Origin of the sequence: Pleurocapsa sp. PCC 7327, assembly GCF_000317025.1 — a bacterium.
In the GTDB taxonomy this organism is placed as follows: Bacteria; Cyanobacteriota; Cyanobacteriia; order Cyanobacteriales; family Microcystaceae; genus Hydrococcus.
The window spans coordinates 2,886,844-2,899,684 of record NC_019689.1; the positions used below are offsets into that span (position 1 = coordinate 2,886,844).

Consider the following 12,841-nt stretch of genomic DNA (forward strand, 5'->3'; position numbering starts at 1 on the left):
AACTCAAAACTTTGGACTGAAGTCCCTTCGCCCCTTGTGGGAGAAGGGATTTAGGGATGAGGGGACAAAGATTTGTCAGTCAACCAGGAAAATATCTCTATCCTTTTTTCTATTTTGAACCAAGCTCGAACTTAAATTAACTTAAATTAAATTTTTAAACCTTTTTATTTTCTTCGCGATCGCTCGTTCAAAAAATTTACTAAAAAACATATTTATTGCTGAAGCAGGTTCGGGGAAAATGTACTCATCGGACATTAAAACTAAGACGCGATAGCAATCCTGCTTGGTTTATAGCTATCTCCCAATCCTTTCCTTTTCCTTAAAATTTTTACTTGGATAAAAGATTCAATCTAGACTTGAATTGATAGAAAAAGCAAAAAAGTATTTCAAGACTGTAATCGAACCTTGCCAATTTTTAAGAAGACCTAAAAGTCAAGCTTTTTTAACAAATTAATTAATGAAGAAGTCCATCTTTTCCATGCTTAACTACCTCATGACCAAGCGGAATATATTGCCAATGCACCGCGCGGCTAATAGCGACCAGCAAGGTCGCTCCGCTCTATTTTTTGGTCTGTCTGGGACGGGAAAAACCACTCTGTCTGCCGACCCTAATTGTAGCTTGATTGGCGATGACGAACATGGTTGGTCGGAAGACGGGATCTTTAACTTTGAAGGGGGTTGTTATGCCAAAACCATTCGCCTGAGCGCCGAAAACGAACCCCAAATTTGGTCGGCGCTTCGTTTTGGAGCGCTGCTAGAAAATGTTATTCTAGACCCAGAGACTTGCATTCCCGAATACGACGACGATCGCCTGACAGAAAATACTCGCGCTGCCTATCCATTATTCCCAACTGTTCGCGATCGAGGAGCAGCGACCATCCCAAAACCGTTATCTTCCTGACCGCCGATGCTTTTGGCGTTCTGCCTCTCATTGCCAAACTCGCCAAAGCGCAGGCGATGTATCATTTCCTCTCTGGTTACACGAGCAAGCTAGCGGGAACAGAGCGAGGCATTAGCGAACCCCAAGTCACTTTCTCCGCGTGTTTTGGTCAGTGTTTTTTCCCTCCCAGAAACCGTACCGGAAGTACCCAGTAAAATTCTCAATCCTAAAAATACTTGGAACGATCCAGAAGCTTACGAGCAACAAGCGCGAGAATTAGCTAAAAGGTTTGTCGAGAATTTCCAAAAGTTTACTACCGCAAGTCCAGAAATTGTCCAAGCAAGTCCGAAGGTTCAATAAATGCAGTGAGGCGGTTCGCGAACCGTCCTTCCTGGGAGCGCAAAGCTTGGCACCCATAAAAAAGGCAAAAGGGATTAACAACGATGCAAACCGTTACGACCGAACAAAAAGTTAAGGAATCGCCAAGTGAAAAAAAAGCCAATCCTAAGAGCGATAAACAGGCAGACAAACGTTTAAAAGCGCTAGACATCACCATGAAGCGCCACCATTATCGCCAGGATTCCTTAATTGAAGTGTTGCATAAGGCGCAGGAATCCTTTGGCTACCTAGAACCAGAGGTGCTGGAGTACGTGGCGCGACAGTTGAAATTGCCGTTGAGTCGCGTTTATGGCGTGGCAACCTTTTACCATCTCTTTTCGCTCAAACCCAGCGGCGCTCATAGCTGCGTCGTCTGCCTGGGAACGGCTTGCTACGTCAAAGGGAGCGGCAAGATCGTGGCAGCACTGGAGAAAGAACTCGGCATTAGCATTGGCGAGACCACGCCAGACGGGGAAGTCTCTCTGATGGCAGCGCGCTGTATTGGGGCATGCGGCATCGCCCCAGCAGTCGTGTTTGATGGCGCTGTTGCCGGGAAACAAGAGCCAGAGATGGTACTCGACAAAATCAAAGCTTGGCAGTCTAAAGCTTCTTAAATTCTTGCGATCGCAACTGTCTGGCGCTATCACAGGAGAACATTAATTATGGATTTGAGCGAACTATTAGAAGTGGCCAAAGCAGAACGGGAAAGACAAAAAAGCATTCGAGTACATTGCTGTACTTCGACGGGTTGTCAAGCCGCCAATTCCCTGGCAGTGAAGCGGAATCTAGAAAATGCGGTAGAAGAAACGGGGTTGAGCGCTCGCGTTGAAGTCGTCGGTGTAGGCTGTATGGGATTTTGCGGGCGTGGACCTTTGGTGCAAATCGATCCAGAAGACACCCTCTACGAAGAAGTCATCCCAGAAGATGCACCTAGCATCGTTGCCGCTCTCAACGGAGGAGAGGCACAAGCAGTTAAAGGCGACTCCCAACATCCCTTTTTTGCCCGCCAAATGCGGATCGTCAGGAAACATAGCGGCAAGATCGATCCCGAACGCATCGAAGAATATATCGCGGTTGGAGGCTATCAATCTCTCTACAAAGCACTCTACGAAATGTCCCCCCCTCAAGTGGTAGAAGAAATTAGTAAAAGCGGGCTGCGAGGGCGCGGCGGCGGCGGCTATCCCACGGGCTTAAAGTGGGCAACCGTGGCAAAAATGCCTGGAGAGCAAAAATATGTCATCTGCAACGGAGATGAAGGCGATCCCGGTGCTTTTATGGATCGCAGCGTCTTGGAAAGCGATCCCCACTTGGTATTAGAGGGAATGGCGATCGCGGGATATGCCGTCGGTGCTAACCATGGCTTTATCTACGTTCGCGCCGAATATCCCCTCGCCATCCAAAGACTGCAAAAAGCCATCCAGCAAGCTAGGAAATACGGAATTCTCGGCAGTCAAGTCTTCGATTCCCCCTTTGATTTCAAGATCGACATCCGCATCGGGGCGGGCGCGTTTGTCTGCGGCGAAGAAACTGCCCTGATCCAGTCAGTTGAGGGCAAACGAGGCAACCCAGTCCCCCGTCCGCCCTATCCCGCCGAATCCGGTTTGTGGGGCTGTCCTACTCTCATCAATAACGTTGAAACCTTCGCTAACATTAGCGCCATCATCCGAGAAGGGGCAGACTGGTATGCCAGCATCGGCACCGAAAAAAGCAAAGGCACCAAAATCTTTGCTCTCACCGGGAAAATTCGCAACAACGGTCTGATCGAAGTGCCGATGGGGATTACCCTGCGGGAAATCGTCGAAGACATGGGCGGCGGTGTTCCCGATGGCGAAGTCAAAGCCGTACAAACGGGCGGTCCCTCTGGCGGCTGCATTCCCGCTTCCTTACTCGATACGCCTGTAGACTACGACTCCCTAACCAAAGTCGGTTCGATGATGGGATCTGGCGGGATGGTGGTCATGGATAAAAGCACCAGCATGGTAGAAGTCGCCCAATTTTATATGGAATTCTGTCGCGGGGAAACCTGCGGCAAGTGCGTCCCCTGTCGCACGGGAACGGTACAACTCTATGGTCTGTTGACCAAGATATTGAAGAGAGAGGCAACCATGGCAGATTTGGAAAAACTAGAAGCCCTCTGTTACATGGTCAGGGATACCAGTCTGTGCGGTTTGGGAATCAGTGCCCCCAATCCAGTCTTGAGTACGCTGCGCTATTTCAAGGAAGAGTATTTAGATTTGATTGGGCAAGAAAGTCCAAACGGGAGAATATTAGTGAGTCATTAGTTCTTGATAAGCAGAGCCACCAATTTAAATATCAATTGTAGTGCGAGCATCTTGCTCGCGCGAGCGAGACGATCGCACTACCTACCTCTGTTATCGGAAGAAGATTAGAAATGGAAGCGATTAATTACCCGCTGGCTTTAGGGTTATGGATAGGAATGCTTGCTATCGCTGTTACTAACGGCTATCTAGGTGATATTTATATTGCCCCTCGCTGGGGCGATTATAGAACTCATGTCTATAAAACGCTATCTTTTTTACCTGTTATTTTTCTTTTTGCTTGGCTATATGCTGGGCAAACTAGAGGCGATCTTTGGTTGGCTAACGCCCTATTTTTAGGTTGTTTTTGGGTAAGTTTGACCATCTTATTTGAATTCGTTTTCGGTCACTATGTCTTAAAAACTTCTTGGGAAATATTGCTGGCTGATTATCGAATTTGGCAGGGAAGATTATGGTTGTTGGTATTGATAAGTGAAGCGATCGCACCTATAACAATAGCATGGTTGCTCAATCGTTTATAAGATAAGTAGAGTACCCACTGATACCCCGAAAACCACCAATCTTAAAACTTTAAAAAATAACGGATTAGCAACATGAATAGAGAGTTAAATTTAGAGTAGAAAACGAAAAGTTTTAGAGGCAAAGAAAGCGTAAGACCTAAGCTACGCAAATGAACGCAGAAATTTTTTTAGATAAAAATTAATCGTGAATTACTAATTATGTCTGTCAAAACTTTAACCATTGACGATAAACCCGTCGCTATAGAAGATGGAGCTACCATTTTAGAAGCAGCAAAAGAGGCGGGCATTCCCATTCCTACCCTTTGCCATTTAGACGGGGTTTCCGATGTGGGGGCTTGTCGGTTGTGTCTGGTAGAAATAGAAGGCACCAATAAACTCTTGCCATCTTGCGTTACTAAAGTAGCAGAAGAGATGGTAGTGCGTACCAATACCCCAAAATTGCAAGAATATCGGCGCATGGCAGTAGAATTGCTCTTTGCCGAAGGCAATCACGTTTGCTCTATTTGTATCGCTAATGGCAATTGCGAACTTCAGGACGTTGCTATTCAAGTGGGAATGGATCATACGCGTTTTCCCTATCGCTTTCCCAATCGCGGCGTTGACATCTCTCACCCGCAGTTTGGCATCGACCACAACCGTTGCATCCTCTGCACCCGCTGCGTTCGCGTCTGCGACGAAATCGAAGGGGCACATGTTTGGGATGTAGGACAACGCGGTGCGGCTGCTTACATTATTTCCGGGCTAAATCAGCCCTGGGGCGAGGTAAGCGCTTGTACCTCTTGCGGCAAGTGCGTCGATGCCTGTCCGACGGGGGCAATCTTTCGCAAAGGAACCACCACGGCAGAAAAAGAACGCGATCGCGCCAAACTCGAATTTCTGGTCAATGCCAGAGAAAAACAGCAGTGGATACGTTAAAAAAAGTAGCATGACTACCAACTTATATGATGTTTTGATTGTTGGTGCTGGCCCAGTAGGATTGGCAACCGCGATCGCCCTGTATCGACATGGTATAAAAAATATACTGGTAATCGATCGCACGAGTGAGTTTCGGCGCGTTGGGCAAGGGGTCGATCTTTTGCCCAACGGCTTAAAAGCACTAAAATACATAGACGAGCTGGCTTATATGCGGGTTAAGGAGGCAGGGGGAAAGTTTCTTAACCCTCCCAGTCATAACAATCCCGACGATAAAGCTAGCGCGATCGAACCGGAAAAACTCTCTCACAAAAGAGCATGGAATCACAAAAACTTACAAGGAAAAATTCTTCGCTCGATTCCTTTAGATTTTGAAACTTGGTTTAATCGTTATGGTGAAGGACGAGTTTTCCTTACTTGGTTTGACTTACAAACTATTCTAAGAAATTTACTGCCCCAAGAAATTGTCCGAGCTAATCATCGTTGCGTTAATGTGACTCAAGACGGTACATGGACGCAAATATCTTGTGCTGGCGATCGCGCACCTGCCACTAATCCTTTCGCTCATTGGGAAATGCACAAATCGGAACCAATCGAGATTAATTCTACACAGAAATTTACTTTAGATTCGACTCAGAAGAATTTTCGAGCTAAGTTAGTGATAGGGGCGGATGGAATTAATTCTACGATTCGGCAGGTACTTTATAATCATTCGGATTTAAGCCAATGGGCAAAACCTCAATATTCTGATTTTTCTGCCATTGGTTGTTTGCAAATTGACAACGTACCCGATGAGATTATCCAAGAATTAGAGAGTAAGTATTTTCAAGGCGATCGCATAATCACGTTGTCCAACGCTCCGATTAATTCCGATTCTCAGTATTTAGAGCAACCGCGAATAATTTTAATTCGCCAACAAGAGAATACACTCGGTTATTTGCTTCATGCTCCTTTAAGCTTAGATTCATTACTTAATAAATCAGCAAAAGAAAAGATTGAGTTGGCAGTAAATGTTTTAGAAAAAGCTAATGTTCCGCCTATTTTTACTCGTTTAGTGAATTTATCAGTTCCTAAAAATTTATTTTCTCGCCCTTATTATATCCATCCGGCAAATATTTCCATTGATTCTAAACCTATTTGGAGTAGTGGGCGAATCGTTTTAGTAGGAGATGCGGCTCATGGAATGCCTCCTTTTGCCGCACAAGGAGTCAATCAAGGGTTTGAGGATGCAGCTTTAATCGCAACTGCGATCGCTAAAATTATTGATAATAAGGCTTTAGATGATGAAAAAACAATCTTTAATGAGTTTAGTAAATACGAGCAAATTCGCCGTCCTTTTATGATGAAAATTCAAGAGGCTACGATGAAAAATCACGTCTGGTCACAACAACAATGGGAGGACTATAGCGAGATGGTTTATAGTCGCAAACTACAGCAATCAATCGGCAATTTAGCTTAAGTTTTCTACAATTTTTCAAGACATTTTTGACTTAGCTATAAACTATTATGAACAAGAGCAAATTTGCTACAGTTTGGCTAGCAGGATGTTCGGGCTGTCATATGTCGTTTCTCGACTTGGACGAATGGTTGCTCGAACTGGCTAACCACGTTGATGTTGTCTACAGTCCCGTCGGTTGCGACCTCAAAGAATATCCCGAAGGCGTGGATATTTGCTTAGTTGAGGGAGGCGTGGCAAACGAAGACAATTTGGAACTGATTCGCAAAGTTAGGGCGCGGACAAAAACCCTCGTTTCCTTTGGCGATTGCGCCGTTACTGCTAACGTTCCAGCAATGCGAAATATCTTGAAGGGAGCCGATCCCGTACTTCAAAGAGGCTACATAGAACTAGCCGACCTCAAACCCCAACTCCCCCACGAACCGGGAATCGTTCCCGAATTATTAGATAAAGTTTTACCCGTTCACGAAGTCGTCCCCGTAGATATTTTTATGCCGGGATGCCCGCCCGATGCCCCTCGCATCAAGGCAACCCTCGAACCCTTATTGCGGGGAGAAAAACCCAAAATGGAGGGACGAGAAATGATTAAGTTTGGTTAATGGTTAGTAGTTAGTAGGATATTCCCCAATAACAACTAACAACTAACAACTAACAACTAACACTGGAGGAAATCATGTCTAAAATAGTAGTCATCGATCCAGTCACGCGCATAGAAGGTCACGCGAAGATTTCTATCTACTTAAACGATGCAGGCGAAGTAGATGATGCCCGCTTTCATGTCGTTGAATATCGGGGATTTGAAAAGTTCTGCGAAGGAAGACCTTTCCCCGAAATGGCTGGCATTACTGCCCGCATTTGCGGCATCTGTCCGGTGAGTCACTTACTCGCTTCGGCAAAAACAGGCGATAAACTGCTGGCGGTTAAAGTTCCCTCTGCGGGAGAAAAGCTGCGGCGGTTGATGAATTTGGGACAAATTACTCAATCTCATGCCCTTTCTTTTTTCCATCTCAGCAGTCCCGATTTTCTTTTGGGATGGGATAGCGATCCGGCAAAACGTAATATATTTGGTTTAATTGGCTCCGATCCGGAGTTAGCAAGGGCAGGAATTCGCTTGCGCCAGTTCGGACAGACGGTAATCGAGTTGTTGGGAGCAAGGAAAATTCATGCCGCTTGGGCGGTTCCTGGCGGGGTGCGTACTCCCCTTTCACAAGAAGGACGGGAGTGGATACGCGATCGCTTGCCGGAGTCTTTTGCTACTATCAGGATGGCACTCGATTTGTTTAAAAACCTACTCGATCGCTTTGCGACCGAAGTCGAAGCATTTGGCAAATTCCCTTCCCTGTATATGGGATTAGTCGGCAAAAACGGCGAATGGGATCACTACGGCGGTCATCTCCGCTTTACCGACAGCGAAGGGAATATCGTCGCCGATGGTTTATGCGAAGATGATTATCAAGACTTTTTAGGGGAAGCCGTGGAAAACTGGTCGTATCTGAAATTCCCCTACTACAAGCCATTAGGCTATCCCGACGGCATCTATCGAGTTGGTCCTTTGGCACGACTCAACGTTTGCTCCCATTTCGGTACGCCAGAAGCGGATAAGGAATTGATAGAGTATCGAGATCGCGCTGGCGGCGTTGCTACTTCCTCATTCTTCTATCACTATGCCCGGCTAGTGGAAATCTTAGGCTGTTTAGAGCGAATTTCCCAACTAATCGACGATCCCGATATTACTTCCAATCGCACCCGCGCCACGGCTGGAATTAATCAACTCGAAGGCATCGGTGTCAGCGAAGCGCCCAGAGGAACGCTGTTCCACCATTATCAAATCGACGAGAACGGTTTGATTAAAAAAGTCAACCTGATTATTGCCACCGGACAAAACAACCTGGCAATGAACAAAACTGTAACTCAAATTGCCAAGTATTATATCCATGGCACAGAAATTCCTGAAGGGATGCTCAATCGAGTGGAAGCGGGAATTCGTGCCTTCGATCCTTGTTTGAGTTGTTCTACCCACGCGGTAGGTCAAATGCCGTTACAGATTCAATTGATTGGATCTGATGGAAGGGTATTAAAAGAAGTTTATCGAGATTAAGAGTTAGTAGTTAGTAGAAAGAACCACTAACTAACAATAAAGAGGAGAAAAAATCATGATCAAAGAAAATCTTTTTCTCTGTATGGGTTCTGCTTGCCACCAAATGGGAGTTTATGAAGTTTTACCCAAACTGTTAGCTTTACTTGGTGAGTACGAACTCGAAGATAAAATCGAGTTAAAAGGATCTTTTTGTCTGGAGACTTGTAGCTATGGAATCGTCATGAAGTTTCAAGATTTGCACTTTATCAACATCAGTCCTCAAAATGTTGAAGCGAAATTTATTGCAGAAATTTTACCGGCGATTCAAAAGTCATTATCTGAGGTAGGTCGTGTTAGAAGCTAATCAAAATAATTTGTGGCAATTATTGTGGGAATACGATCCTAATGGCTTGATTGTTGTCGATGCAGATTTGTATGTCAAGCTAGTCAATCCAGCCTTTTGCAAAATGTTTAATGTCAAGTCCGAGGATATTATCGGTCAGCCTGCCTCAGTTATTTTGGATGATGTTAAAGATTTTCAAAAAGTTTGGGAAAATGGAGAAATTATTCGAGGGCAATCTAAATATTATCCTCGGCATAATATTTATGTCAGAGAAGTGATTTTTCCCATCGAAGATGAAGGAGTTGTCGCTAGCATCATGGTAGACACGACCCATGAAATAGATCGAATCAAGGAATTAAGTAAAATCAAAATTGAAACAGTTAAAAAAGTCAATCAAGTTGTGGATAAACAGATGAAAGTTGTTCAGGAAATTGCGGGATTATTAGGAGAAACAACCGCAGAAACGAAAGTGAGTTTATTGCAAGTTATTCAGATGCTAGAAACTGAAAATCTGTAATTGAAGAGAGATGAAAGTTGATAATTTTTTAGATATCTATCAACAGAGTTTAAACAAAAAAGGTGAGGAACTTTGTGGGGACAAAGTTAAATATCTTAAAACCGATAAGAAAACGACAATTGTCTTATCGGATGGTTTAGGAAGCGGTGTTAAAGCGAATATTCTTGCTACCCTAACGACAGAAATTCTAATTACAATGTTGAATGCGGACGTTCCTTTAGAAGAAGTCCTCAAAACCGCGATCGCAACCCTACCTATTTGCCAAGTTAGAAAAATTGCTTATTCTACTTTTACAATTATTCAAATCAATAGCGAAACTAATCACTTTACTATTATTAACTTTGATAACCCACCCTTTTTATATTTTCATCAAGGTAAAGTCGTCGAATTAGAAACAAAAACAGAAAAAATTTTAGATCGAAAAATTATAGTAGCAGAAGGGTATTTAGAAAGAGGAGATTTCTTAGGTGCCATTAGCGATGGAGTCCTCTACGCAGGGATGGGAATAGAATTAAATTTTGGTTGGGGTTGGGACAGTATTGCTAAATATATTGAAGGGGTTTTGTTGCAGCGATCGCACACAGCAAGAACCATCGTTCAAGATGTCATTCGCCAAACTTACTCTCTTTATCACGGACAAATTGGTGACGATGCAACTTTTGTTGGAGTGTACGTTAGAAAGCGAAATCCATTGATGATTTTTACTGGACCTCCCCTCAATGAGGATAAAGATGAAATCTATGTAGACAGGCTATTAAACTTTGAGGGTAGAAAGGTTATTTGTGGAGGAACAACGGGAAATATCGTCGCCAATTATTTAGGCGAAACAATTGAAATGGATCTCTCGACAATTCGTAAAGATTTACCTCCAATAGGAATGTTAAGTTGCGTAGATTTGGTCACGGAAGGAATTTTAACTATCTCAAAAGCCACTCAATATATTAAACGATGCGAAGGCGATATTGCTCGTTTAAAGTTTGATAATAATGGAGCTTATTTACTGGCGAAGGAAATTTTGCAAGCAGATGCAATTTTGTTTTTAGTCGGTCAAAAGATCAATGAATTTTATCAAAATCCTTTGCTTCCGAAAAATATTTCGATTCGCAGAAGCTTAATCGAAGATTTAGTCAAGTTTTTACGAGAAAAATATCAAAAAGAAGTAATGATAGAATATTGTTAAAGCCATATCGATCCAGGGTTATTTATTTGATTCTGAGTTGATTTCACCAAGAAATAAATTTCTTGTCCCCAAATATTAAGTCCTATAAGACGGACTTTAGCCTCTTAGACAGAGAATTTCTTCTCTGGCTACTAGAATGAAATAGCCCTGCATATCGACCGATGCAAGAATTCTATCGATTACTCGTAAACTAAAAACTGAATCTGGGGTTCGAGGGGATCTTGAACGAGTCCGAGTCCTTTAAAACCCCAACGCTGCATGATGCTTTTTAATTGAGTAGCCGGGATTGATTCTACCGAAAAGCGATCGCTAACGCCCGCAGCATGAGTGTTAAGATAGCTGAGCGCATCGTAACGTTCTTTAAACAATAATAAATAGTTAGCCTCAGTAGGACTCTCGCCTGCTCTCAAACGAGCTACAAGATATTGACCGTCAATTCTAGAGCGAATCAGGTAGTGAGTTTGAGACAACATAATATTAGGATTTTGGATGAAAGGATTTTAGATTTTGGATTGGGGAGTAAAGATTGGTCAGTTGTCCTTTGTCATTGGTCATTGGTTAGTCGTTAATTGTCCCCCAAACTTCCCACACTCCCACTCACCCCTTCTCCCCGTCCCCTTGTCCTAAACTCCTCCAGTCTTACTTCAGGTCTTCTAATTTAATTCGAGGATCGACTGCTTTTAGTAATAAGTCAGCTAACAAATTGCCAATAATTAGCATGGCTGCGCCCATCATCAAACTGCCCATAACTAAATAGGGATCTCTTGCCGTTACGGCTTGTAATATCAAACGTCCCAAACCGGGCCAATTAAAGAAAAATTCTGCAATAAATGCGCCGCTCAGCAAACTAGCAAATTCAAATCCGAGTAAAGTGATCAGGGGATTGATCGCATTACGTAAGGCATGAACGTAGATGACTCGATTTTCTGGCAATCCTTTGGCGCGTGCTGTTTGAATATAATCCTGCCGCAAGACGTCGAGCAACTGTCCTCGCATCAAGCGCTGTAATCCTGCAAAGCTAGTGATGCTGAGGGCGAGTGTTGGCAGAAGCATGTGCCAAGCGATATCGACGACTTTGCCAAAAGGGGTTAGCTCGGCGTGGTAGAGGCTGGTCATATCCCCAACGGGCAACAAGGGAGAAAGATTTTGTGCCAGAATTAAAAATAATAAAGCCGTGATAAAACTGGGAAAGCCCTGTCCCAAATAGCTAATTACTCGTAAAATTTTATCTACCCAACTGTTTTGTTTGACAGCGCCAAGAATTCCTAGGGGAATAGCAACCGTCCAAGTCACGATAATCGATGCTATTGCGAGCAATAAAGTAGCTGGTATGCGTTCTAGAAGAAGGGAAGACACGGGGCGAAGATAGACAAAGCTCGTGCCAAAGTTGCCCGTAAAAACCCGAAACAGCCATAACCAATATTGAACGATCGCTGGCTTATCTAAACCAAACTGTCTTTTGTATTCCTCAATAGTTTCTTGGGAAATTTTCGGATTGAGCTGCAAGGTTTCAAGAAAATTGCCAGGGGCGAGTTGCATAATCGCAAAACTGAGAACAGAAGCTAAAAATAAGGTCAAAAGTCCCTGCAATAATCTTTTGAAAACGTAGCACGAGGTTTCGCTAGTTAATTGCGATCGCAATCTCAACAATCCATGATTAAATCCATTTTTTAAGGAAGAAACTTTGGTAAAAGCCATAAAAATAGTTCGGATATTGGTTATTGGTTAGTTGTTGCTTGTTTGGCGCTACCATACTAACCACTAACTACTGACTACTAATATTGAACTAACGTAATAATAGGAACATCTGGCAATTTTTTGCGCCCTTCTAATTCGGTTAACTCGATGATAAAACTAAATCCCAAGACCTGGCAGCCAATTTGTTCTAGTAAATCGGCTGTTGCTTTAGCCGTTCCACCAGTAGCAATGAGATCGTCAACGATCAGCACTCGACTTCGACCGTCTATAGCATCTTGATGGATTTCCAAGCGATCGGTTCCATACTCTAGCTCGTATTCAACGGCATGAACCGCCGCTGGAAGCTTTCCCGGTTTGCGGACTGGAACGAATCCAGCATTGAGGGTATAGGCTAGCGGCGTTCCAAAGATAAAACCGCGAGATTCCATACCGACGATGTAATCGGGAACCAAACCAGCGTCTTTACACTTCTGAGTTAATGTATCGATCGCGTAGCGCAACCCCTCCGGATTGCTAAGCAGGGTCGTAATATCGCGAAAAGTAATTCCCGGCTTCGGAAAGTCAGGAATATCTCGAATGAGAGATTTGAGATCCATAATT

13 protein-coding genes and 1 pseudogene are annotated in these 12,841 nt (G+C 43.8%); 11 read left to right on the forward strand and 3 right to left on the reverse strand.

Going from position 1 to position 12,841, the window contains the following annotated elements; translation table 11 throughout:
* Window positions 1–457: 457 nt before the first annotated feature.
* From PLE7327_RS26590 to PLE7327_RS12905, 11 genes and pseudogenes are all read left to right on the forward strand, one after another.
* Window positions 458–1,240 (forward strand): annotated as a pseudogene (locus PLE7327_RS26590) (phosphoenolpyruvate carboxykinase (ATP)); the annotation flags it as partial.
* An 83-nt stretch (window positions 1,241–1,323) separates the two neighbouring features.
* Window positions 1,324–1,872 carry a bidirectional hydrogenase complex protein HoxE gene (hoxE, locus tag PLE7327_RS12860; RefSeq protein ID WP_015144261.1) on the forward strand — a complete coding sequence of 183 codons (549 nt, stop codon included), beginning with the start codon at window positions 1,324–1,326 and terminating at the stop codon, window positions 1,870–1,872.
* Window positions 1,873–1,920: 48 nt separating this feature from the next.
* The gene (locus tag PLE7327_RS12865; RefSeq protein WP_015144262.1) at window positions 1,921–3,540 is read left to right on the forward strand and encodes a NuoF family protein; all 1,620 of its coding nucleotides are present in this window, start codon (window positions 1,921–1,923) and stop codon (window positions 3,538–3,540) included.
* A 110-nt stretch (window positions 3,541–3,650) separates the two neighbouring features.
* Window positions 3,651–4,058 carry a hypothetical protein gene (locus tag PLE7327_RS12870; protein WP_015144263.1) on the forward strand — a complete coding sequence of 136 codons (408 nt, stop codon included), beginning with the start codon at window positions 3,651–3,653 and terminating at the stop codon, window positions 4,056–4,058.
* A 198-nt stretch (window positions 4,059–4,256) separates the two neighbouring features.
* Complete coding sequence (gene hoxU / locus PLE7327_RS12875; protein ID WP_015144264.1) at window positions 4,257–4,973, forward strand: bidirectional hydrogenase complex protein HoxU; 717 nt, start codon at window positions 4,257–4,259, stop codon at window positions 4,971–4,973.
* 10 nt (window positions 4,974–4,983) lie between these two features.
* Window positions 4,984–6,429 (forward strand): NAD(P)/FAD-dependent oxidoreductase, encoded by a 1,446-nt coding sequence (locus PLE7327_RS12880; protein WP_041393251.1) that lies wholly within the window; start codon window positions 4,984–4,986, stop codon window positions 6,427–6,429.
* A 47-nt stretch (window positions 6,430–6,476) separates the two neighbouring features.
* Entirely contained in the window at window positions 6,477–7,025 is a 549-nt protein-coding gene (locus PLE7327_RS12885; protein WP_015144266.1) for a coenzyme F420-reducing hydrogenase subunit gamma, read from the forward strand.
* A gap of 74 nt (window positions 7,026–7,099) precedes the next feature.
* Window positions 7,100–8,524 carry a Ni/Fe hydrogenase subunit alpha gene (locus PLE7327_RS12890; protein ID WP_015144267.1) on the forward strand — a complete coding sequence of 475 codons (1,425 nt, stop codon included), beginning with the start codon at window positions 7,100–7,102 and terminating at the stop codon, window positions 8,522–8,524.
* Between the two features lie 55 nt (window positions 8,525–8,579).
* Entirely contained in the window at window positions 8,580–8,867 is a 288-nt protein-coding gene (locus PLE7327_RS12895; RefSeq protein ID WP_015144268.1) for a (2Fe-2S) ferredoxin domain-containing protein, read from the forward strand.
* Complete coding sequence (locus tag PLE7327_RS12900) at window positions 8,854–9,363, forward strand: PAS domain-containing protein (protein WP_015144269.1); 510 nt, start codon at window positions 8,854–8,856, stop codon at window positions 9,361–9,363. The genes PLE7327_RS12895 and PLE7327_RS12900 overlap by 14 nt, the downstream gene beginning before the upstream one ends.
* A gap of 10 nt (window positions 9,364–9,373) precedes the next feature.
* Entirely contained in the window at window positions 9,374–10,543 is a 1,170-nt protein-coding gene (locus PLE7327_RS12905) for a SpoIIE family protein phosphatase (RefSeq protein ID WP_015144270.1), read from the forward strand.
* Between the two features lie 179 nt (window positions 10,544–10,722).
* On the opposite strand, the gene PLE7327_RS12910 is transcribed toward PLE7327_RS12905, so the two are convergent.
* The 3 genes from PLE7327_RS12910 to PLE7327_RS12920 all read right to left on the reverse strand — a co-directional run bounded on the left by PLE7327_RS12910 (window position 10,723) and on the right by PLE7327_RS12920 (window position 12,837).
* Complete coding sequence (locus PLE7327_RS12910; RefSeq protein ID WP_015144271.1) at window positions 10,723–11,016, reverse strand: hypothetical protein; 294 nt, start codon at window positions 11,014–11,016, stop codon at window positions 10,723–10,725.
* A 166-nt stretch (window positions 11,017–11,182) separates the two neighbouring features.
* Window positions 11,183–12,241, reverse strand: coding sequence for an ABC transporter permease (locus PLE7327_RS12915; protein ID WP_015144272.1), 1,059 nt, complete (start codon window positions 12,239–12,241; stop codon window positions 11,183–11,185).
* A gap of 77 nt (window positions 12,242–12,318) precedes the next feature.
* Entirely contained in the window at window positions 12,319–12,837 is a 519-nt protein-coding gene (locus tag PLE7327_RS12920; RefSeq protein WP_015144273.1) for an adenine phosphoribosyltransferase, read from the reverse strand.
* Window positions 12,838–12,841: the final 4 nt, after the last annotated feature.